Below are 21,236 nucleotides of genomic sequence, written 5' to 3' on the forward strand. Positions count from 1 at the left end.
GGTGAGATGATGAGCAACGAAGCGATCATTGATCTGGCAAAGAAATTAGAGGCAAAGACGCCTCATGCCAATATTCCGGTTGGATACGACGGTTTCATTGACCGTATTACCCATGTTGTTGATAAACGGCTCGGGCCGGATGAGTACCAGCGGGTGGAAACGCTGACTGCATACGGGCAAAAATTTATTGATGCCGCCGGGCTGAGTATGAATATTGAGATGGTGCCTGTTACTACCAAGCTCGGGGGAGTGGCAACGATTCTGGCTAATTCGTTGGCGACCCTGGGTAATCGGGTGACGTATATGGGTGCGCTGGGCCTGGGGGGAGTGAATCCTGTTTTCCAGGATTTTGCGAATATGGCCGAGGAGGTTATTTCCTTCTCCGACCCCGGGGTTTCTGACGCACTGGAATTTACCGACGGCAAAGTGATTTCCAGCCAGCTGGAGCCGCTCAAGATGGTGAGCTGGGAGAACCTCCTTGAGGCGACGACGCTTGAGCACCTGGTGGAGGTCTTTGACCGCGCGGATCTTGTAGCTTTTGCTGATTGGACCTTGCTGATCAACGTCGGCAGTATCTGGGATGGGATTGCTGAGGAAGTTCTTCCCAAGATGAAGAACCGTGAGCGGCGGATGATGTTCTTCGATCTTTCCGATCCGACTAAGCGCACAACTGAGGACGTTCTCGGCGTTATGGCAACGATCCGTAAGTACGAGGAGTTCTTCGATACCACGCTCGGCCTCAATAAGAAGGAAGCCTACGAGGTCGCTAGTCGCTACGGGGCAGCGAAGGATGACTTCGCGGATCTTCACGAGCTTGCGTGTTTCCTGCGGGAAAAGGTTGGAATTAGCGAGATTGTTATTCATCCGGTTGATGGTGCGGTTCTCAGCAATGCCCGCGAGGATGTGGCTGTGGATGGACCGTATTGCGCCGATCCTACGCTCACGACGGGCGGCGGGGATAATTTCAACTCCGGGTTCCTCACTGGGCGCTCCCTTGGCCTCACCAGCGAAGAATCGCTGCTTCTCGGGGTAGCGAATTCCGGCTTCTATGTTCGGGCGGGCCGGAGCCCTGCTTTCGATGAGCTGAGGGAATTCCTGGTGCGGTGGGCACGGGGCGAGATTGATTAATCACGGGCTACCGAAAGGAGGACAGCCATGAGTGAGAAAAAGACTTTCGATAAAATCATTGACGCTGTTGCGGCGATTTTCTTGCCCGTCATTAATCTGCTGACTGCCGCGGGTATTCTCAAGGGTATTTTGGCTATTTGCGTGGCGGCCGGGTGGTTGAGTGATGCCTCGGATACCTACCGGATTCTTGCTGCTATGGGCGACGCCGTTTTCTATTTCTTGCCGGTCTTGTTGGCATTTACGTCGGCTAAGAAGTTCGGGGCTAATCCGTATACGGCTGTGGTGATTGCGGGTGTGCTTCTGTACCCGGATTTGAACCAGACGCTGGAATCCGGCACAACAATGTACTTCCTGGGCATCCCGGTCTTTAGCGCGATCTACCATTCCAGCGTTATCACGATTCTCATGACGGTCGGTTTGCTGGCCTTTGTTGAGAAGGGTCTGGACAGGATTTTCCCAGAGGTGATTCGTGGGTTCCTCACCCCGTTCATTTCGGTGATCCTGGTCGGGCTGGTCACGCTGATGGCTTTCGGGCCTATCGGCACCCTGATTAGTAACGGCCTGGCGGCCGGGTACGAGTTCTTGTACGATCTTTCGCCGGCTGCCGCTGGTTTGGTTCTAGGTGCATGTTTCCAGCTTCTGGTTATTTTCGGTTTGCACTGGGGCATCATGCTGGTGTCGATGAATAATGTTGCTGCGCTGGGGCACGATACGGTGTTGGCTCTGTTCGGCCCGTCGATTTTCGCGCAGGCTGGTGCCGCTTTGGCGGTGTTGCTGCGGTCGAAGAACGGAAAGACGCGCACGGTGTGTGCATCTTCGGTGATCTCAGCGTTGTTTGGAATTACCGAGCCGGCGTTGTTCGGTGTGAATCTTCCGCGGAAGACTCCAATGATTGCCGTGTGTATTGGCGGCGGCGTTGGTGGCGCTATTGCTGGTATCTCGGGTGCACAGGCCGGGGGCTTCGCGATTCCGTCGCTTGCCACGCTGCCGGTGTTCTTCGGTAATGGCTTCGTTCTGTTCGTTATTTCCTGCTTGGTCGGTTTCCTCGTTGCATTCATCTGCACGCTGTTCCTGCGTTTCGAGGCTGACCTGAAGATCGCTGAGGAAGAGGAGGTGAAGGTAGCTAACTAAGCCATCCTGCTTTCCTGGGCATTCCGGCGCGGATTGTTCCGAAGAGTGGTTGGCGTATCTCCCGTAGGTGGCGGGGCTTGTTCGGGTACTACCGAACGGGCCCCGCCACTGTTGTGTTGTTGTGGATCTCGGGCTAATAGAAAAGTGGTTGCCAATGACATCCGTCGTCAGCTCTGATCCAGGCCTCTACCGCACACGAACTGGGGTGCCGAGGGGGAGAAAGAGCATCACTGGGCCATATCTGACGGCCTGCTTTTTACCCGCTCTTTGGAGGCGGACTTAGGATTTACCATTATTTTCCGCTCCTGCCATCATCATGTCATAGTGATACCTGTGCGCACCATTCCCCTCTTTGTAAAAAACATTTCTAAAAAGATCTAACCAGAGATCGGTATTTTCCGATTCGGGTAGATAGTCGTCCGCCTCTATAATGGAATGTGACCCAGTGTTAGTCCAGGCAATAAGTGCCTTATGCATTACCTGTTCCTCGAGCGAGAGGTCTTCTCCAAGGTAATTTAAGTTATGCAGGCCAACAAGATCTACAAAGTACGTTTCTAGAATCCTACGAAGAACGTTAGGGAGCCAGGGTTTTCCGCAATATGGACTAGACTTTGCAATTGCTACTTCGTCCCAGAGCTCCTGGTAAGAATTGCGTATAGGATTCTTTTTCTCGGGTCCCTGAATACGATTTGCGCCGGGGGAAAGTTTACGAATTCGATAAAAAGCGACATTTTTTGGAGTTTGATTCCTATATTGCACACAAAGCTCATTATGAAAGCGTCTATTGTGTGTAAGGATAATAAGCTGCTTCACGCGGTCATGCGTTCCTTCTTTAACTTGTTTAATGAGTCGTCTGATGAGCCAGGAAACGACGAACATAATCTCAGAGTCGAGGCTTGAAATAGGGTCATCAATTACGGCGACTATGCGGTCCGTTTCGTCATCCTGCTTAACCGAAAATAGGGAGTGGTAGAAATATAAGAATGTGACGAAAGTTCGCTCCCCTTCGCTTAATGATTCAATATCAACCAGGTCGCCATTCGGTCGGATTAACCTATAGCCGTCCGAATTTCCGGAAGCGGAACAGAGTTTAAAACTTCGGAAACGTGCATCCTCAAGAAGGTTGTTTATCAGTTCGATTGTGCGCTGACTTGAGGTTGAACGCGAGTGGAGATCCGTTAAATTGTTGCTTATCTCGGTAAGGTCGGATTCCATTCCGTTAATCTTCTTGGAGAGTCCTGCAAGCTTTTGATTTAGTATTCCTTCCAAACGATTAAATGAGTCGATTAGATCCTTGAGGTGTTCATTCACGAAGACTTTCCAGGATTGTGTTTGGATTCTCTCCCACTCTTTTTCCGAATTCTTCCACCGGTCATTTAAATTACTGATATCGAGATTAGCCTCAGTTACGAGTCGATCCAGCGCATCGTATTTATCAGCGATCATTACCGGGGTGATTGGCGCCGAGGGGCTTGCGAGTTTTTGTGTGAGGCTGCTTTGCAATTGGCGTATTGCGCTTTTTAGATTCTCGAAAACTAAAGTAACGTGATCGACCGGTGTGAAACGAGCTAGTTTTCCAACATGTTCCCTTTCGTAAGCTGTAATTTGCTGATGTGCGGAATCTAAAATTGTCCTGAAGCTTTGAATGGCTGCGATAGCGTTTCGGTAAGTGGCGTCGAATACGCTCTCGATCTTAGATTTTAATTCTTCTGAAACTTCTTGTTGGCAGAATGGGCAAACATTGTCAATATTGTGTTGATCATTAAGGTAGTCAATTCCCTCCCTAACCCAATCGGAATTTGAGAGGGAATTAACCAATGCAGATAGCGGAACGTCAGCGCTCCCGACGATCGGTTTACTGAGCAAGGAATAGAAGTATTGTGCATTCCGAAAGGTCGAAGGAGGGGGCGGGCATGTGCTAATGGCACTTTCAGTTTCTCTCATTTGGTTTAGGTCGTTTGCCATTTTTTCGAGACTGTCAAAGGTTCCGTCTTGAGGGTTGTAAGGTTCGGACGCTACACGCAGAGCTTCCTCAAGGCATTTCCTTTTATTTCCTTTTGTTTTCGGCATTTTCTGCCTTAAAACATCGGGGATTGAACCGAGCCGTTCCCAAATTTTTTCTTGCAGGGCCTTCTTTTCGGTCTCTAATTCTTCAGCGGTGTTGGTGTGGTCGGCCTTATAATTCGCTAATTTGGTGTTTATTTTATTTTGCTCTACTGTGAGGTTGTCAATTTTCTTAAGGGTTTCAGCACTGTCTTCACCGAGAAGAAATACACCCGGTTCTTCACCTTCTGGTTTCGCAAAGACGGATCGAGCGTAACTCCTATTATACACGCGAATTGTATCGGGGTTGCCTCCCCAATGAACCGCCTGGTTACCTTCAGGCGATAAGGTTGTCAAAAACTCACTTATTGTCGTTTTGCCGGAGCCGTTCGGTCCATAGATATGGTTAATAGTTTCGAGGTTGTTGAGTCTGGCGTCAACGTCGAAACAGGGGAAAGCTTCAAGGTTGATGTTTTTAATCATGATTCTCCTAGCCTACGGATGGGGCGCGGACCGTTTATTGGGCGGTTGATTGTTTGAGTGCCGTGCTGTTATTTGCAACGATATGAAAAACAGTTTCGAAGTGAACATTCAAACGAATAATAGAAAGGGATGTCATTTTGGTTAGGCTCCTTATGAGAGGGCTCGGTCGATAGTTAGACGGATAAAACTCTCGCTCCCCTTGTCATAGCGGTATCGGGTGTTTTCCCCGTTTTGAATGAGCTCAACGGCAGTGGCGATGGCTTCGCGGGGGACGATGAACCATTCGCTCGGGTCGTAGTTTCTGCCCTCGCTATCGATTTGCGAGAGGGATACTTTTACGTCCGCGAAGATCTGGTGGAGCAGATGCTCCAATTTCGCGGCGTTCACATCGTAGGTGACGTATGTGTCCACAATTTCGACGGGTGCCATGAGGTAGGTAGGTGATTGTTCCGCCCCGGCGATGCGCTTTTCTACCGGCCCGCGCGAGAACCCGATCTTGTGGAGGTTGCGCAGGCTGGAGATTTGCGGATCTGTGGAGAGGGAACGCAGCACATAGATCCACCCGGTTGGAGTTTCGTCCGGGGAAGCTTCGTTGGTAATTTCACTAGAGGCCTCAACATCCGCCGAGGGTTCGGCGTAGGCAAGGTCGTAAGCAACATCGGCGGGTTGGGTGATGATCCGGCCATCTTCCTCTCCCATTCGTCCCGCGAGGGATTGGCGGAAGAGATCAGATTCGGTCCCGTTTTCGAAAATGACGCGTAACCGTTGCCGGGTGCGGATTTCACCGCCGGTAAGGTGTTTTTCGTCGTCTCCTTGGAAAGCTACATATCCCATGACTCCGTTGAGTACGAAGTACAGGCCCTCACGAATCGCGTTGATGCCGGTGTCTAGACTCTTATAAGGCTTCTGCTCCACGACCCCGGCCGATAGCTGTGCATGCTTCGCCTTGAAAAGTGGCTCAAACTTCTCAAACTCTTTTGCTTTCACGCGTTTGGCCACGTAGTCCGGCGCTGTATTAGTCCGCGGCGGCGCAGCGGGGAGCCGGGACACATCGGTGATCCCGTATCCGTCGTCCAGGAGGTTGAATTCATCGGAGGCCAGAACATCGTCGATGCTCTGCGGGGCTTCTTCGCGGGTGAGCAGCCCGAATTCCGTGTCGAGATCCTTGAGCTTCTCAAGCTTTTCGGGATCGGCACGGATTCCCTCCAGGCGCGCCCCGAGTTTGCGCTCCCCAATAGAGCGGGTGTGCGGATCGGGTTCGCGCCCTTCTTTGGCCCGGAAATCCACGATTTCCAGGAAGGCGCGTTCTAGCCGGTCTTCACTGGTGAAACGCCGCGGGGCGGGAGGGGCGTCAAGCAGCCCTTCGGTATCGGAGGCGAGGATCTTCGCGAATTCCGCTTCAAAATCGAAATCAGCCATTAGTTCTTATCTCCCTGTGAAGCATCGGCGCTCGCGGTACGTGCCGGCACCGGCACATCTTCAGCGTGCTTGCCGCCGCTGCGCACTGTCGCGGGTTCGCTCTGCTCCACTCCAGCCGCAGCTTCAGCTGCTGCTTCGGCCGCGGCTTTCTCAGCATCATGCTTTGCTTTTTCACGTTGCAGGATGAGCAGGCCTTCGGCATACATTTTCTCGGTGGGGTCGTCGCTGCGGACGTCCGGCCGGCGGCCATTGACCTTGACCCAGTCGGTGATTGCGGGCCACATCTCCATTGCTTCTTCCGGCTTCAGGGTGATGCGGGTGGCGGCAATGGCGTCCTGGATGATGCGCAGCACCGGGCTGGAGACCTGCTTGGACATCACTTCGAAGGCCTTCTGGAAGGGGTTGATGGATTCGATGAGGTCGATATTGATCTCATCGATATCCACGAACTTATTCCCCATTTCCACGAAACGCCGGTCACCCACGGTCCGCACTTCGCCAGATTTGATCACGGAGGAGACCACCACATGCTGGCGGATTTGCTCGACTTCTTTCTCAGTGATGTCCGGGTAGGTTTGGCGAATGATGCGCGGGATAAGCACCTTGTTGATGACTTCGGGTTCCGCAGCTCCGGCCGCGGCCCGCGCCACCTGGTCATCTTGCAAAATATTGGCCTTGAGGTCATCAATACCGGTGGCGATAATCTCCTTGGCACGCTTCGTCGTGGGCTCCACCAGGCCTTTGACTTCCAGGGTGCCGGGATCTGGGGTTTCGTCTGTGTTCCGCTTGGCTCGGAAGTTGTAGTTCGGGGCAAGCACCTGTTCCATGAGCAGCGCCGCGGTGATACCTTTCAAAACGTTATTGACGGTAAGTGTCACTTCGTTTTGGGTGGCATCCGGTTCGGCCAAAAGGTTGGTGAACTGGGCGTGGCTTTTCCCGGGGCTATCGCGGGTGACGCGCCCGATGATCTGGATGAGTTCGGTATGGGAGGCACGGTAGCCAACCGTGAGGGCGTGTTCGGCGAAAGGCCAGTCGAAACCTTCTTTCGCCATGCCGAGCGCGATGATGATATCGGCGGCGTCGCGATTCTTCGCGGCCACATCAGTCAAGTACACCAGGGTCTTAGCGCGCGCTTTCTCATCGCTATCGTCCACAAGGTCGGCCACGCGCAGCACGGCACCGGTGTCACGCCGCCGCACGAAGATCATGCAGTCATCTCCGGGGAAACGCGGCTCTACCTGCGCAACTTCTTCGGGCGAAAGCACCTCGCCGATAATGTCGAGGATTTTCCCAACTTCTTCGTACTTGTCCTTGGTGGATTCCCCGGAGTTCACGGACGGGATATGCAGAATGGTTTTCTTGTCGAGGTCCAGCACTTCCGCGATGGCGTCGGTATAACGGCCCTGGTAGAAGTGGTGGCCGATCCCTAGTGTTTTCAGGTACTGGTAGCCGTTGAGCTGGTCGTAATAGTTGAAGGTGACGGGCGTGAATTTCGCTTCGTCTTTCGGGTCCAGCACAGGCACGGAGTCACCGCGGAAATAGGAGCCGGTCATGGCGATGATATGTGCGTCGGACTGCTCCATAATGGCATGCAGCACGGAACCGAGCCGGTTGTTGTCTAGGTCTGCGGAGACGTGATGGAATTCGTCAATCGCGATCACACAGCCGTTGAAGTCCTCGGGTTTGGCCTGTTCAAAGGCGAAACGCAGGGTGGCGTGCGTGCAGACGAGTGTGGCATCCGGCCCTTCCAGGAAACGCAGGAATGCGGCGACTTTCGATTCGTTACTGCCGGGTGTACACAGGTTGTTTGCCGGTTTGACGTCCCAGTCCGCGAAGAAGCCGTAGGTGGTGAGGTCGGTGGGCGCGAAGGATGCGCCGATGGAGCGTTCGGGTACCGCCACGATGACCTTGCGCCGGCCCTGGTTGAAGAGCTTATCGAGCGCGATAAACATGAGCGCGCGCGATTTCCCGGAAGCGGGGGGCGCTTTGATGAGCAGGTACTGGGAGGCGCGCTGTTCATAGGCACGAGCCTGCATTTCCCGCATCCCGAGCTCATCGGTCGCAACCGATTTCCCGGTTTGCGCATAGGTCACGTCCACAACGTTTTCGGTGGCCACGGCTATTTCCCTTCTGCTTCGATCATCTGTTGATACTTCGCGAATAGCACCGCGAGGCGTTCCTCATCGGATGCGAACGGGGTGCTCTTGTAAAGTCTATCGACTGCTTCGTCAATTTTTTCGTGTGCTTCGCGGAGGTTGCGCGGCATGTGGTCCGGGTCGTAGAGCTCGGCTAAGGTTTTTTCGCAGTGGTATTCGCGTACATCGAGTACGCGTAGCGCGCGTTTTGTGAGTTCTTCTTTCGACGACGCCGACAACTCTGGCACGGGGAAAGTGTTATAGACCAAGGTATTCGAGTACCGGAAGTCGGTTTTCATCTTCCCGCCAACGGTACGTAGCCAGGCCATGTGCATTTTCGAGGTTAGCAAGGCGAACAGCCACGGCTCAGCATCGTAAACAGCGAAGGAAGCATCGGAGATGACAGTGTTCGAATCAAGATATCCGATGGGCACGTAAGATCGGCGTTCGGAAGAATGGCGTGGAACGATGATTGAGTCGGTTGGCTTGTAGCTCGTGAATTCAAATTTCCACGGGGACTTAGCAAGGTTTTGAGTTGCTGTTTTCCTACTTGACAACCGGAATTTAGCAACGCGATCTAGATGCTTCTTCACGAAAGCGATGCCACCGAGTTTCGGGACATTTTCTTGTTCGATCCACAAGCAGAAGCGGTCTTTTCCGTTTATGAAGTCATCAGCCCCCGCAAAAGCTTTAATAACTTGGTCGAGTTCAGGGTTTGTTGTCAACGCTTCTGCGGTCTCATCTGGGGAGAGGATGAGGTTTCCTCCGTCAGTAGGTTTTGAACCGTTGGTCATTTTCGGCAATGTGGGTGAAAGAACTGTACGACGGGAAGGGACATAAATATCCGGACCGCTAATGAGGTAGGCGTTAATATTCTCAACCGGAGTTCGCACCAGGTCCGTGAAGAGGTATTTCGGCTCGGAAGATTCATTGCGCAGGCTAATAACTGCTACGGTCACTCCCGCATTATGGGAGGCATTATTACTCCATTTGAAGGAGGTGTAGGCGTAGCCGATTTCAATACCGCCCGTGAAAACATGGGGGTGGAGCAGGGCAACCTGCTCACCCTGGGTGATGGAATTCGTGGTCACGAAAGCGAGCTTGGCCCGGCTGCCGCGAATGTAATTGGCACCCTTAATGAACCATAGGGCAACGTAATCAAGCTTCTTCGGGTACTTCGCGCTATCGAAAACATAGGCGAAGTCCTCTTTCTGATCCTTGGTCTGGTACGTACTTCCTACATAAGGCGGATTTCCGATAATGTAAATTTCATCTGTTCCGTTATTGGGGCAGACCTCGTTCCAGTCGAGGCGGGTGGCATTGCCATGCACGATGTGCCCGGTTTCTTTGAGCGGGATGAGGGGAATATCCAGGCCGAACTTGGCTTTGAACTCCTGGTTCATCTGGTGCTTGGCGATCCAGAGTGAAAGGATGGCCATCTCCACGGAGATGTCATCAATTTCGATGCCGTAGAAGTTCTCAATATTGATAACCGAGGATCCGAAGCCCAGGGTGGCAGCGCCGAGCTTTTCTTCTTCACCCATGCCGAGCAGACCCCAGCGGCCTGCCGAAGAAAGGGAATCGATGCGGTCTAGGATGGCATGCTCGAGCTTCCGCAATTCCTTATATGCGATAACTAAAAAGTTGCCGCTGCCGCTGGCCGGATCAAAAAGCTTGATTTTTGAAATTCTTGTGAGGAGTTTCTTGAGGCGGGGTACCGATTCGCAGGCTTTGTCATATTCGTTCCAGAGTTCATCCAGGAAAAGCGGCTTGATTGTTTTGAGGATATTGGGCACCGAGGTGTAGTGCTGGCCCAGATTAGCGCGCTGATCCTTATCCACCACCGCCTGGAACATGGATCCGAAAATATCCGGGTTGATTTCCGACCAATCCAGGGTGCCGAGCTCCAGGAGCGAATCGCGCGCGTGCTTGGTGAATTGGGGGACTGTCAAAGAGGCGGCGTCGTCGTTATTAATACGGAAAAGGCGACCATTGACGTAGGGGAAGCTCTGCAAGTAGACGGGTTTATCTGCGGAGCTTGGGGTATCAAGCGCGTGGAAAAGTGCGGTGAGGAATGCGGCGGTGTCAGAGCCGTCGCGCTGGGTGTGTGAGCCGACCGCGCTGGTGAACTGGCCTTTTGCGAAGATGCCGGTATCCTCCGCGAAGAAACAGAAGAGAAGGCGAGTGAAGAAGATGTTGAGGCTGTGGGGAGATTTGTCCTCGTGGAAGAGGTTGGGGTTGGCGGCGAGGAGTTCGTCGTACACCTTGCTCATGTGTTCGGCGGCGCGGCGGTCCGCGTGGGTATCCGAGGAGAAATGTTGTTTCTCCATATTCGCCCAGGGGAGGAAGAAGGTGAAATCGCTGGCGAGTTTGGCGAGGGGGATGCTGAGAGAATCGCCGGTTTTGGTGTCAATTGCGGCGAGGGATTCGTAATTCGTGGCGATGACGAAGCGGGTATTGAAGCGGAGCGCGGCTTCGCTGGTTTTCATTTCCAGCGCGGCGGCCATGAGGTCACGGCTGGTTTCAGCCAGGTAGATCTTGTTTTTCCACACGATATCGCGCTCCGGGTTCGCCGCGACGTTGAGCGAGCTGGCGGTGGTGGAACGCAGGCGGGTGACGCTGGATTTGGAGATGCCGTAAGCGAGGAGGAGGTCGAAGAAGAAATCGCGGGTGAAGGGCGCACGGGAGGTGAGTTTCTTGACGTGCTCCTCAATACTCTGGAGAGTGATGGCCACGGCCGGCTCCTTTCGCGGACGGGCCCGGGCGCGGCGCAGGTGCGGCGGCCTGGGCGATACGTTCCTATCTTAGAGGGGGCTTGCGACAGAAAATCGGTCATCTACGTCATGTCCGCTGGGACGGAGACTCGCTGCGGAGCTGTGTGCAAGGGTATTACATTCATGGTTATAATATAACCATGAGTAGTAATAGCTTCGGTCGGGATCCCTTTGACGAGGTTCACGGTCTTGCTCGCGATGTTTTCAATGAACTCAACGAGGTCCTTAGTGACGGTATGGCGGCAGCTTTCGCGAATATGGGGATTCGGTTAGCTGGACTATCTCGTAAAGAGGATCCGCATGCTTTTGGGCTAATAATACGAAGTGAACTTCGCGACTACTTGAAGCACTCTCAGCGGCTCGAAGGATGGCAGATTCGGGGGAAGTCGCAGTGCTTAGGAGAGCTGTTACTCGTGAAGCCTGAATGGGGCGTTGAAGTTCGGATGTTGAAAGAACGCTCAAACGACTCGGCCTTGGCTATCGAAGAATATCTTGGTAGCCAACGGGAGAAATGCAACTCCGCAGAGGTTCAGGTTGCGATAGGTATACCTATCGATGTTGAACCTTTGCCACACGAAAATCCTTATAAATTCGTCTTCTACTGGGATTATCGGGATCAAAATGGTCAAATCGAAGGTTGTAAATGCCGCTTGGTCATGATTACAGGCCCTGGAGAAAATCGGATTCCGATACCTACGTGGGTATCAATGCCTATTTCTACGGAAATTGCAGTGAGTGAAGAAGAAAAGTGGCAGTACGCCAGCGAAGACAATGGCTACGACTACTATGGGAGGCAGGCAAACGATAGTCCGGCAAACGGAGAATTGGAGTGCAGCCAATAGTGGACGGCTGGGTTAGAGCCGAGAGGCTTCGAGCTCTGAAAGATATCACGGGAGTGAGTCAGCAGGATCTTAGTGACCTGCTGGGCGTGAGCCAATCCTTTATCTCCAAGGTGCTCCGGAAAGAAAACATGCTTTCAGAGGAGCACGCGGTGCGGGCAGCGGAAGGTCTCCATGCGCCACTGTCTTTCTTCGCGGTAGATGATTCGAAGTTCGCCAACACAACCGCGACTTTCCGTAAATCTAGTACCGCCACAGTAACCGCTGAACGCAAGGTCAATCAGCTCGCGCGAGAAGTTAACCGCGCCTGGGATGTAGTTTCACGAGAATCTGGGTACCTCGATTTTCCCAGTACTGATTTGCTTGCTGCGGGCTTGGGTGTGGAAAAGGTCGCTGAACAGACTCGTAAGGTTCTTGGGCTCAGTGCCACGGAGCCGATTCAGAATGTCACCCATATCCTCGGGCTTCTTGGGGTTGCTGTGGTGTACCCCTTACTGGAGGACGCCGAAGACGCCGGACACCTCGCGATTTCCCTGCCTAGCAGGGAAAATACTCGCCCAGCGGTCAGTATTGTGCACCGTACGGAGGGTGCGCGCCAGCGCCTCACCCTCGCTCACGAACTTGGGCACCTTCTATTCGATCAGGATCTTTCCCAGCCGATTCATTCCACTCGCGCTCCGCAAGAACGCCGTGCCTACGATTTTGCGGGGGCGCTTTTGCTTCCGGAGTCCGTGGCGCGGGCGCGTATTAATGAAACGACGCTGCTACGTAGCTTGCTCGATATCAGGCGAGAATACGGAATCAGTGTGGCAGCCACCGCAGTGCGTGCCCAGCGCCTTGGGATCATTACGCAGCACCGTTTCCGGAGCCTACAGATTCAGTTGGCCAATGCCGGCTGGCGTAAGCGCGAGCCGGTGATTGTCCCTCCGGAAAAGCCTTCCTTGTTCAGGCAAGCGGCGGAGCGAGTATTCGGCAAGAAAGCCCTGGCTTTTAGGATGTCCGAAACTTTGGGGCTCAAACCGGAATGGATCAACTCCTGGCTGCATCTCGATTCCGCTGCCGATACCGCTACTGTGGGCAAGTTCGGTGACGGTGGCGAATCGCAGGTTATCCAGTTGCGCCAGAGATAAGCAGAGTGAAAAGAGGATCAGCCCACACCAAGAAAACTTGGGCAGGCTGAACTATTGGCTTGACCGTAGCACGCAAGTCTGTGTCCGTTCAAGTGAATTACTTCGTGTTTGCATCTATGGCTCCGATACGCGAGCCGCGCCCATTTAGATGCCTTTACGGATCTTGCGGAGTTCGCGCATCGCTACCTCGACATCCTCGGGAGTCTGGTCATAAAGACCCAACTCGTACGTAATATCCGAGATATCGTCCAGCGCTTCCTTTGCCACCCGCCGCTGCTTCTCGCGATAGTTCAGCACATCCGAGAGCCGGAGATGGGTGGTAATTTTCCAGAACGGTATAACGCCTTCCTCGCATAGCTTCACAACGGTCGGGAGGGCCATATTCAGCAGATCGGCAGCTTCCTGAGTGGAAATTTCCCTATCCCCATCGGGTTCCTCCTGCACGGCCATTGAAATCTGCGCGCGCAGCAGAGGCGGAACTTCTACAGCAATACCATCAAAAACCAATTCGACCCTGCGTGCGTGAGCGAGGAGCTGGCAAATTCGATCCATCGCCTCCAGATCTACCTGAGTATTTTTCTGATCATCCGAAGTCGTCATGGCACACCTCCTTTTCGTTTCTGGTGTAACTGCCCTTGCCCGGGTGGGTGGGTAGGGAAGACTGTATCTGTAAGCAGCGGTCGAAAAGTAGTCCAACCATCGACCGTGCATGGAATCCTATGACTTCTAAAGCGGAAGGTATTTGAGCACTTCCGTGGAGAAGTGCGGTGTGTGGGTGGCGATCCCTGCCGCTACCTCGCGTTCTGATAGTCGGTGACCCTTGTGCCCAGTGCGTCGCGCGATATTTCGAATAGCTTGGGCGATGGGTAAAGGACTCTCCCACCACAGTTCAAGGAGGAATTCATCAGGATGTTGCGCGGTGAGATTATTGGGAAGAAGCGCAGACGGAAAGTGCTTGAGGTTGAACGTGACGATCACATCTGATCCGCTTCGGAGAGCGCCCTCAATAATATGTGCATCACCGAGATCAGGCAGATCGCCATAATTCTCTATCGAGTCACAAAGGATCCCGACTCGCGCTACTGGAAAAGCATGATTCATTTGGTGCAGCAGACGGGCGGAATACTCAATAGTTGCTGGTATAGGAATTCCGCGTTCCCTCCGCAATCGCGAGACAGTCCTGATCAATTCCGTTTCTACTCCGGGTGACCAAGAGATACGGTAAACGCCGATGAAAGCGATCTCAAAGAGAACGTCCCGCAGGCGCGAGGGGACGATCACGCAAGCATCGAGAAAAGCCGCGCGCATTAGTTCCCACTGCCCATCTCGCGGATTGCCTGGTCGATGACTTCGGGGTCTTCGTCGTAATCGCCCATGGCGTAGGAATCTGCCATGAGAGCATCGAGAGCTTCACGAGTTTGCTGCCGCTGCTTTTCGCGATAGTTCAGAACATCCGAGAGCCAGAGCCGGCGATGGGTTGTAATTTTCCGGAACGGTATTGCGCCTTCCTCGCATAGCTTCACCACGGTTGGGCGGGTCATATTCAACAGATCGGCAGCTTCCTGAGTGGAGATTTCCCTATCCCCATTAGGTTCCTCCTGCACAGCCATCGAAATCTGCGCGCGCAGCAGCGGCGGAATTTCGATAGTGACGCCGTCAAAGGTCAATCCAACCCTGCGTGACTTAGCGAGAAGCCGGCGGATTCGATCCATGATCTCCGGATCAATCTGCGCGATTTTGTCATCATGTGAAACAGTGGTCACATCACACCTCCTTTTCGTTTCTTTCGTTTCCAGTGTAGTGGGCCTCGCGTGGGGAGGGAAGACTGTATTTCTGCGAAGCCGCACCGGCACGCGCGCAAAAAGGAAACCCGCATCAGCCCCGGGGAGATTCCCCGCATCGCGCCCACCTTGGCCAAGCCGCTACGATAGGGCACATGGCTCAAGTTCCGGTGTCCGCTATTCATCCTGTTGCCCCTGACCACCTGGGCGCCGTCGCCCTTTTTAGTGCGCCGATTGACGTGCGCGCGGCGTTGGAACGCGTGGAAGTGGACGGCCAGGCCCTCGATGTCCACCTGGATGAGCTCCCCGGCGGGCAGGTCTTCAATTTTCTGGCCAGTGGTGTGACGGTGTTGCTCACGCCCGTGTCCGGGCCGGCCGCGCTGGAGGGCGCCACCCCGCCGCACGCTTTCCACATTATGATGACGTTTTTCTCCGATATGGCGCGCTCCGGGGAGGACATGCCCGACCCGGTGAGTGACGAGTTCGCGGCGCGTCGTCGTACCTCCATGCACACGCTGCACCGGGTGTACACGGCCGTGATCCGCTCGCTCATGGGCGAGGAAGCCGCGGTGGGCATGGCGCGCCCCGAGCTGGGCATCATCTACCCCGCCGATGTGGTGACCGGTTACCGGATCGACGCCGCAGCCCCGTTCCTACTGTGGATTTACGTGCCGATGCGCGCCGGCGAGGTAGTATCCGGGCGCACCGTGGGCCTGCCGCTTTTCGGGCACCTCGACCTCGAGGTGAAGGACAGTCACCGCCCGCGCGAGGCCGTGTACGAACTGCTCGCGAACACCGCCGGATATATTATTTCCGACGGCGCAACCCTCATGCCAGGGCAAACTCTGGGCACCGCCGCTGATGAGTCCATCGCCATTGCCCAGAGCCGCGACGGCGACACCCCCACGCTGCGGTTGGTGTACTAATGCCAGCCCAATGGCTGTAGCGGCGGACGTTTCCAGACGGTGGGTAGGCGGAACTCCAGCTTCCACTGGCCGCTATCCGGCCCGGTAGTGGCACGAACCATCCAATAATCGATGGCTTTGTACCCGAGTTTGAGCCCTTCATTCATGGTGAATCCCAGTTTTGAATCGGGGCAGAAATAGGAATTCCGATTCGTGTAGCCGATGGTCTCGTAATCATCGTTCCACTTATCTTCAGGAGAACTATCCGCGAAGGCCCGAATATCTCCGCTCCCATCATCGATATATACGTGTTGGATGCACCCGTCCCGTTTCTCGTGGGGATTTTTACCAACGAAGGTAAAGGAGAACGTGGTATCCCAGTCACTCTCCTTCTTGTAGTGGTTGAGAATGTCCTCGGGGTTAACGTCCAGGCGCCACCACAAGTCCTTTTCCGCATTGCTGGTATTAGGATCCAGGGACAAGGCGTGCATCATGGCAGAGACAATGACGGATACTTTTGCGCCCGTTTCGAAGTCATATTTATCGCGAGGTGGGAAATCAGCTTCCAGGGTGGTGTCAGCCGTTTCTAGGGTGACGATGTCATTCTCCGCGTCAAAGGTGAGACGAATCGTGTCCACAAGCTACCCCTTTCTTAGTAAATCCAATCCCCGCTCTGGGTGAAGATGAAATCGTCACCGGGGTACTTGCTGAGCTTCACGCAGCCGATAATGAACTCCACCAGCGCCCAAATGCCGATAGTGAGCCAGTTAAAGAGAATCATGCAGATTCCGATACCTACCTGCCCGCGCAGGAAACGGTGGACGCCGAAGCCGCCCAGGAAGAAAGCAAGGAGCACGTAAACGATCTTATTGACCGTGCGGAATTGCGGCTCTTGGTAGTAAGCGGGCGGGGCTGTGGGATACGCCTCCGGAGCGGTGGGGTACGGCTGTCCCGGCCCCTGATACGGCTGCCCCGGAAGTGGATACTGCTGGTTCTGTTGCGGTCCCCGCTGCGGGTACGGTTCGAAAGCGCTCATTGATCCAATCTTTCCTTGCGCCCGGTATGTCACGAGCTCCTGCCGAAAAGTATAGCCGGCGGGCCCGTGAGCTGGATTGCTGTGCATGAGAGTGGATGCCAAGACTCTCAACGGTCCGAAGATAATACCGAGATACTTGCGAAGGTGATAACGAAATGGTTGCAATAGTGATAGCGAAAGACTTGCAGAAGTGACAAAGTGGCGAGGAGTCACTACGCTCAAAACATGGCTTATATTCGGCGTGCGGTCGATACAATGCTGCAACAAGACCTGGCAATCATGGGTGGCGTGGTGATTGAAGGTGTGCGTGGCTGCGGTAAAACCGAAACGGGCATATTCCACGCTAAGTCCGAATTTCGCGTGGACCAGGCATCTAACCAGCGCCTGGCGGAACTCAATCCTCAGGGAGTTCTGGAAGGCAATGTTCCCAGGCTTATTGATGAGTGGCAGCTCGCCCCGATCCTCTGGAACGAGATCCGCCATGAAATCGACGCGCGGCGTGCTCCGGGCCAGTTTATTTTATCGGGCTCGGCCACTCCGGCAGATTCGATTACCCGCCACACCGGCGCCGGCAGGCTCTCTCGGGTACGCATGCGCCCCATGGCCCTCGGTGAAGCGTATCCGCGGGAAGACCGCATCACCCTGAGCGAGCTACGCACCGCCGTACAGGTTCGCCACGTCCCCGGGGCCCTTAGCTACCCCGAACTCGCTACCGAAGCGGTGCGAGGCGGCTGGCCCTTCCTTGTTTCCTCGCAAAATCCTGCCTTTATCCGATTCGTCCAAAACTACGTGGACAATATCGCGCATGCGGACCTCGCGCAGGTGGACGCCCGCTTCGACCCGGAACGGGTGCGGCGCCTACTGCGCTCCCTCGCTCGCAATATCGCAAGTGAAACCCCGGCTACCACCCTCTCCCAAGACATTTCCGCGGACGGCGGCCAGCTCTCCCCGCAAAGCGTACGAAGCTACCTCGATGCACTCACCCGGATTTTCATCGTCGAGGAACTCCCGCCCTGGAGCGGCTCCTTGCGCTCAAAGACCCGACTCCGCAAACAGGCGAAACTGCATTTCTGCGATCCATCTCTGGCGCTCGCGGCCCTCCGCGCAACCCCGGAAGAACTCGCAAATGATCCCGAATATTTCGGTCAAATCTTCGAATCAATGGCGGTCCGGGACATCCGCACCTATGCAGAACAGATTGGTGCCACCTGTTTTGGTTACCGAGATAATACCGGCCTAGAAGTAGATATTCTGCTGGAGTTCAGCGATGGACACTGGGCCGGCATCGAAGTGAAACTCGGCGAATCGGATCGCGCTGTGGGCGCGGGGGAGCGCAATTTACTCCGGCTGCGCGATGCCCGTATGGTGAAGGCCCCCGATTTCCTCGCGGTGGTGACCGGCGGCCGCACCGCATTCACGTTGCCAAGTGGTGTTCACGTTCTTCCCTTGAGCACCATGGGTCCTCTAGTGCAGTGATGCTATCTCCCAAAGATCGCAGAAAAATCCCCTCACCAATTCTTTGGCGAGGGGAATGCGCTACCCGAGGACCGGGTGCTGACTGTAGTAGCTTTGCAACGACTCCTTGGAAATGAGGCGGTCTCCAATTTCTATGGGTGAAAGCCCTTCCCGCATATTCTTCCAGGGGTCCTCGCTATGGGTGCGAGCCGAAAGCTGATTGCCGCTGAGCTGGGCAAGGCGATCAACTACCTCGTTCACGATTTGCGCTTCATCGGCCGTGATCGTGCTATCCAGTTCGCCCTTGCGGATAATGAACTTTCCGCGGTGCTGGTTGAAGAGCGCGGGGCTAACCGGGCCACCTCGCCATGCTTGGAAATCCTCCGGGAAAAGAGGATACCCGCGCGTGGCGAGGCAGTGAGCTTGACTGTAAAAAGCGAGCTTCTGCATTTTCATGGTGGTCATATCCCCGCAGCGCTGCAAAATATATCCGGCCACATGTGTAATAGATGCCATTCGAGTGCCCTCCTTCCTTCTGAATCCTAGTGGAAGTGGTCTTGCGCGGGAATATCTGGATACGCATGCCCATGTGCGCGCATCCCGCTATAATCATGACCGTCCGTGCGGTGGCAGAGCCGGACACCATAACCATATTTTCTCGACACGCATGGAAAGGTCACGATGAGCTCGCAGTCCACCGCGCCGCACGGCGCCAGCACGCATCCTGATTCACACCCCGCCACTCCTGCCCCCGCGCTCGCGGACGGCCTGGTCACCCCGAATAACGTCAGCCCGAACACCACCGGCACCGCCGCCACCACCCCGGGCGCTACCGGCACCGCCGCACGCTTCGCGGACGTCGCCCGTTCCCATCTCTTTGTGTACGTGGCGGTTTTCTTCGTCTCCTTCCTCCTCATTTCCAATATCGGCGCCACGAAGCTCATCACTCTGAATATTGGTGGTCTTGATCTTTATTTCGACGGCGGCGCGATGCTCTTCCCGCTCACCTACATCATCGGTGACCTTCTTTCGGAGGTTTACGGTTTCAAAGTCGCCTCCCGCACGATCATCCTCGCTTTCGGGGTGCAGATCCTGGCCTCCTGCTGTTTCTGGCTGGTGCAGATCGCCCCGCCCGCCCCGGATTACGCCAACCAGGAAGCTTTCGAAGCGGTGCTCGGCGTGGTGCCGCGCTTCGTGGCGGCCTCCGTTTTCGGTTTCCTCTTCGGCCAGCTCTCCAACTCATACGTGCTGGTCTGGATCAAGCGCCGCTTCGGGGAACGCGCCCTGTGGGTGCGCCTCATTTCCTCCACCATCGTGGGCGAATTGCTGGATACCATTATTTTCTGCTTCGTGGCCTGGGGCGCGGATATCGCGGCCGGCAACGTCGAATTCTGGTCCATCGTCAACCTCTCCCTGGTGGGGTGGCTCTATAAAGTCGGTATCGAAGTGGTGTTCCTCCCGCTGACCTACGCCGTGGTTGGTGTGGTGAAACGCCACGAAGGCTTACGATAGGCAGCGGGCCGGTGGCGGCGTCGTCGTACTAAAAACAACGCGAGCGCGCGGCACGGCGCCCGGGCATAACGCGCGTGCCGCACACAAGAACCGCACCGCAACAGAAAGGTGAGAGCGTGACAACAGGATTTACGATCGGGACGCGCCTGGACGCGCGCGTGGGTGACCTCACCGGGCGGCCGCTGGGACGCACCGGCGTGATTCACACCCCGCACGGCGATATCGCGACCCCGGCGTTCATTCCCGTGGGCACGAAAGCGACCGTCAAAACGCTCACGCCCGAGCAGGTGCGCGGTATCGGCGCGCAGGCCGTGCTCGCGAACGCCTACCACCTCTACCTGCAACCCGGCCCGGAGATCCTGGATGCCGCCGGCGGCCTATCCGCTTTCATGAACTGGAACGGGCCCACCTACACGGATTCGGGTGGGTTCCAGGTGCTCTCGCTCGGCTCCGGCTTCAAAAAAGTACTCAGCAACGAGTACGCCGGGAAAAACGCCGGGCGCGCGGATACCGAACTCGCGCGCGATAAAGAGCGCCTCGCGAATGTGGACGACGACGGCGTATGGTTCCGTTCCCACCTCAACGGCTCGCGCCACCGGTTCACCCCGGAGGTGTCCATGGGGATTCAGCACCAGCTCGGCGCCGATATTATGTTCGCCTTCGACGAGCTCACCACCCTCCTCAATTCCCGCGCCTACCAGGAGAAAAGCCTGGAGCGCACCCGCCGCTGGGCCGAGCGTTGCCTGGCCGAACACCGCCGCCTCACCATCGAACGCGCCGGCAAGCCCTACCAGCAGCTCTTCGGCGTGATCCAGGGCGCGCAATACGAGGATCTGCGCCGGAAAGCCGCGCGGGACCTCGGTTCGATGTGCGTGGACGGGCAGGAATTCGACGGCTTCGGGATCGGCGGGGCCCTGGAAAAGGAGAAGCTCGGGACCATCTGCGCCTGGGTGAGCGAGGAGCTGCCCGAAACGAAAGCCCGCCACCTCCTCGGGATTTCCGAGCCAGATGATTTCTTCGCCGCTATCGAAGCCGGCGCGGATACTTTCGATTGCGTCAATCCCTCCCGGGTGGCGCGCAATGCCGCGATCTACTCCCCAGACGGGCGTTTCAACGTGACCCGCGCCCAGTTCCGCACCGATTTCGGGCCGCTGGTGCCCGACTGCGAATGCTACACCTGCCAGAACTATTCGCGCGCCTACCTCAATCACCTCTTCAAGGCGAAGGAAGCGCTGGCGGCCACGCTCGCCACCATCCACAACGAGTACTTCACCGTGCACCTCGTGGATACCATCCGCGCGGCCATCGAATCTGGCGATTACGCGGCCTGCAAAGAAGAAACGCTCGGGCGCTTCTACCGCGGGCAGTGGGGGCGGGCGTAGCGGGGGCACTTATAGCGGGTGGCGCGTAAAGGCGCGGCGCACGTTCCGCGTGCACACGTAAACAGCCCCACGCGGTCCGCCGC

At 55.6% G+C, this 21,236-nt stretch carries 18 protein-coding genes; 8 read left to right on the plus strand and 10 right to left on the minus strand.

Features of this window, described 5'->3' with window-relative positions; genetic code table 11:
* Positions 1-6: 6 nt before the first annotated feature.
* Positions 7-1,128, plus strand: coding sequence for a PfkB family carbohydrate kinase (locus tag ACRQDJ_RS03560; RefSeq protein WP_284903981.1), 1,122 nt, complete (start codon positions 7-9; stop codon positions 1,126-1,128).
* A 27-nt stretch (positions 1,129-1,155) separates the two neighbouring features.
* Entirely contained in the window at positions 1,156-2,259 is a 1,104-nt protein-coding gene (locus tag ACRQDJ_RS03565) for a PTS transporter subunit EIIC (RefSeq protein ID WP_320757428.1), read from the plus strand.
* A 279-nt stretch (positions 2,260-2,538) separates the two neighbouring features.
* On the opposite strand, the gene ACRQDJ_RS03570 is transcribed toward ACRQDJ_RS03565, so the two are convergent.
* The 4 genes from ACRQDJ_RS03570 to ACRQDJ_RS03585 all read right to left on the minus strand — a co-directional run bounded on the left by ACRQDJ_RS03570 (position 2,539) and on the right by ACRQDJ_RS03585 (position 11,074).
* Positions 2,539-4,785 (minus strand): AAA family ATPase, encoded by a 2,247-nt coding sequence (locus tag ACRQDJ_RS03570; RefSeq protein ID WP_320757429.1) that lies wholly within the window; start codon positions 4,783-4,785, stop codon positions 2,539-2,541.
* Positions 4,786-4,935: 150 nt separating this feature from the next.
* Positions 4,936-6,204 (minus strand): GIY-YIG nuclease family protein, encoded by a 1,269-nt coding sequence (locus ACRQDJ_RS03575; RefSeq protein ID WP_320757430.1) that lies wholly within the window; start codon positions 6,202-6,204, stop codon positions 4,936-4,938.
* A complete protein-coding gene (locus tag ACRQDJ_RS03580) occupies positions 6,204-8,321 on the minus strand; it encodes a DEAD/DEAH box helicase (protein WP_320757431.1) in 2,118 nt (705 codons plus the stop codon). Before ACRQDJ_RS03580 ends, ACRQDJ_RS03575 begins: the two co-directional genes overlap by 1 nt.
* A gap of 2 nt (positions 8,322-8,323) precedes the next feature.
* Positions 8,324-11,074, minus strand: a complete 2,751-nt coding sequence (locus ACRQDJ_RS03585) for a class I SAM-dependent DNA methyltransferase (RefSeq protein WP_320757432.1) — start codon at positions 11,072-11,074, stop codon at positions 8,324-8,326.
* Between the two features lie 179 nt (positions 11,075-11,253).
* Between ACRQDJ_RS03585 and ACRQDJ_RS03590 the strand changes: the two genes are divergently transcribed.
* Together ACRQDJ_RS03590 and ACRQDJ_RS03595 are read left to right on the plus strand one after the other, a co-directional pair.
* On the plus strand, positions 11,254-11,955 hold the full coding sequence (locus ACRQDJ_RS03590; RefSeq protein ID WP_320757433.1) for a hypothetical protein: 702 nt from the start codon (positions 11,254-11,256) through the stop codon (positions 11,953-11,955).
* A gap of 53 nt (positions 11,956-12,008) precedes the next feature.
* Positions 12,009-13,082, plus strand: a complete 1,074-nt coding sequence (locus ACRQDJ_RS03595) for an XRE family transcriptional regulator (RefSeq protein WP_493927489.1) — start codon at positions 12,009-12,011, stop codon at positions 13,080-13,082.
* Positions 13,083-13,226: 144 nt separating this feature from the next.
* Here the strand turns inward: ACRQDJ_RS03595 and ACRQDJ_RS03600 are convergent, their stop codons facing one another.
* The 3 genes from ACRQDJ_RS03600 to ACRQDJ_RS03610 all read right to left on the minus strand — a co-directional run bounded on the left by ACRQDJ_RS03600 (position 13,227) and on the right by ACRQDJ_RS03610 (position 14,845).
* Positions 13,227-13,682 (minus strand): helix-turn-helix domain-containing protein, encoded by a 456-nt coding sequence (locus ACRQDJ_RS03600; RefSeq protein ID WP_320757434.1) that lies wholly within the window; start codon positions 13,680-13,682, stop codon positions 13,227-13,229.
* A 126-nt stretch (positions 13,683-13,808) separates the two neighbouring features.
* Positions 13,809-14,390 (minus strand): PIN family toxin-antitoxin system, encoded by a 582-nt coding sequence (locus ACRQDJ_RS03605; RefSeq protein ID WP_320757435.1) that lies wholly within the window; start codon positions 14,388-14,390, stop codon positions 13,809-13,811.
* The gene (locus tag ACRQDJ_RS03610; RefSeq protein ID WP_435717785.1) at positions 14,390-14,845 is read right to left on the minus strand and encodes a helix-turn-helix domain-containing protein; all 456 of its coding nucleotides are present in this window, start codon (positions 14,843-14,845) and stop codon (positions 14,390-14,392) included. The genes ACRQDJ_RS03605 and ACRQDJ_RS03610 overlap by 1 nt, the downstream gene beginning before the upstream one ends.
* 173 nt (positions 14,846-15,018) lie before the next feature.
* On the opposite strand from ACRQDJ_RS03610, the gene ACRQDJ_RS03615 reads away from it, so the two are divergent.
* Complete coding sequence (locus tag ACRQDJ_RS03615; protein ID WP_435717786.1) at positions 15,019-15,789, plus strand: DUF4261 domain-containing protein; 771 nt, start codon at positions 15,019-15,021, stop codon at positions 15,787-15,789.
* Here ACRQDJ_RS03615 and ACRQDJ_RS03620 read toward each other — a convergent pair.
* Together ACRQDJ_RS03620 and ACRQDJ_RS03625 are read right to left on the minus strand one after the other, a co-directional pair.
* A complete protein-coding gene (locus tag ACRQDJ_RS03620; RefSeq protein WP_284903999.1) occupies positions 15,786-16,406 on the minus strand; it encodes a hypothetical protein in 621 nt (206 codons plus the stop codon). The genes ACRQDJ_RS03615 and ACRQDJ_RS03620 overlap by 4 nt on opposite strands.
* 14 nt (positions 16,407-16,420) lie before the next feature.
* Positions 16,421-16,804 carry a TM2 domain-containing protein gene (locus ACRQDJ_RS03625; protein ID WP_016442007.1) on the minus strand — a complete coding sequence of 128 codons (384 nt, stop codon included), beginning with the start codon at positions 16,802-16,804 and terminating at the stop codon, positions 16,421-16,423.
* A 225-nt stretch (positions 16,805-17,029) separates the two neighbouring features.
* Here ACRQDJ_RS03625 and ACRQDJ_RS03630 point away from each other — a divergent pair, with 225 nt between their 5' ends.
* Complete coding sequence (locus tag ACRQDJ_RS03630; RefSeq protein ID WP_284904000.1) at positions 17,030-18,280, plus strand: ATP-binding protein; 1,251 nt, start codon at positions 17,030-17,032, stop codon at positions 18,278-18,280.
* Positions 18,281-18,340: 60 nt separating this feature from the next.
* Here ACRQDJ_RS03630 and ACRQDJ_RS03635 read toward each other — a convergent pair whose 3' ends face one another.
* The gene (locus ACRQDJ_RS03635) at positions 18,341-18,775 is read right to left on the minus strand and encodes a Panacea domain-containing protein (protein ID WP_016442005.1); all 435 of its coding nucleotides are present in this window, start codon (positions 18,773-18,775) and stop codon (positions 18,341-18,343) included.
* A gap of 165 nt (positions 18,776-18,940) precedes the next feature.
* On the opposite strand from ACRQDJ_RS03635, the gene ACRQDJ_RS03640 reads away from it, so the two are divergent.
* Both ACRQDJ_RS03640 and tgt read left to right on the plus strand, forming a co-directional pair.
* Entirely contained in the window at positions 18,941-19,771 is an 831-nt protein-coding gene (locus tag ACRQDJ_RS03640; RefSeq protein WP_284904002.1) for a queuosine precursor transporter, read from the plus strand.
* A 146-nt stretch (positions 19,772-19,917) separates the two neighbouring features.
* Complete coding sequence (gene tgt / locus ACRQDJ_RS03645) at positions 19,918-21,153, plus strand: tRNA guanosine(34) transglycosylase Tgt (protein ID WP_284889982.1); 1,236 nt, start codon at positions 19,918-19,920, stop codon at positions 21,151-21,153.
* Positions 21,154-21,236 lie beyond the last annotated feature (83 nt).

Source organism: Actinotignum urematis (assembly GCF_051264595.1).
Lineage (GTDB): Bacteria > Actinomycetota > Actinomycetes > Actinomycetales > Actinomycetaceae > Actinotignum > Actinotignum timonense_A.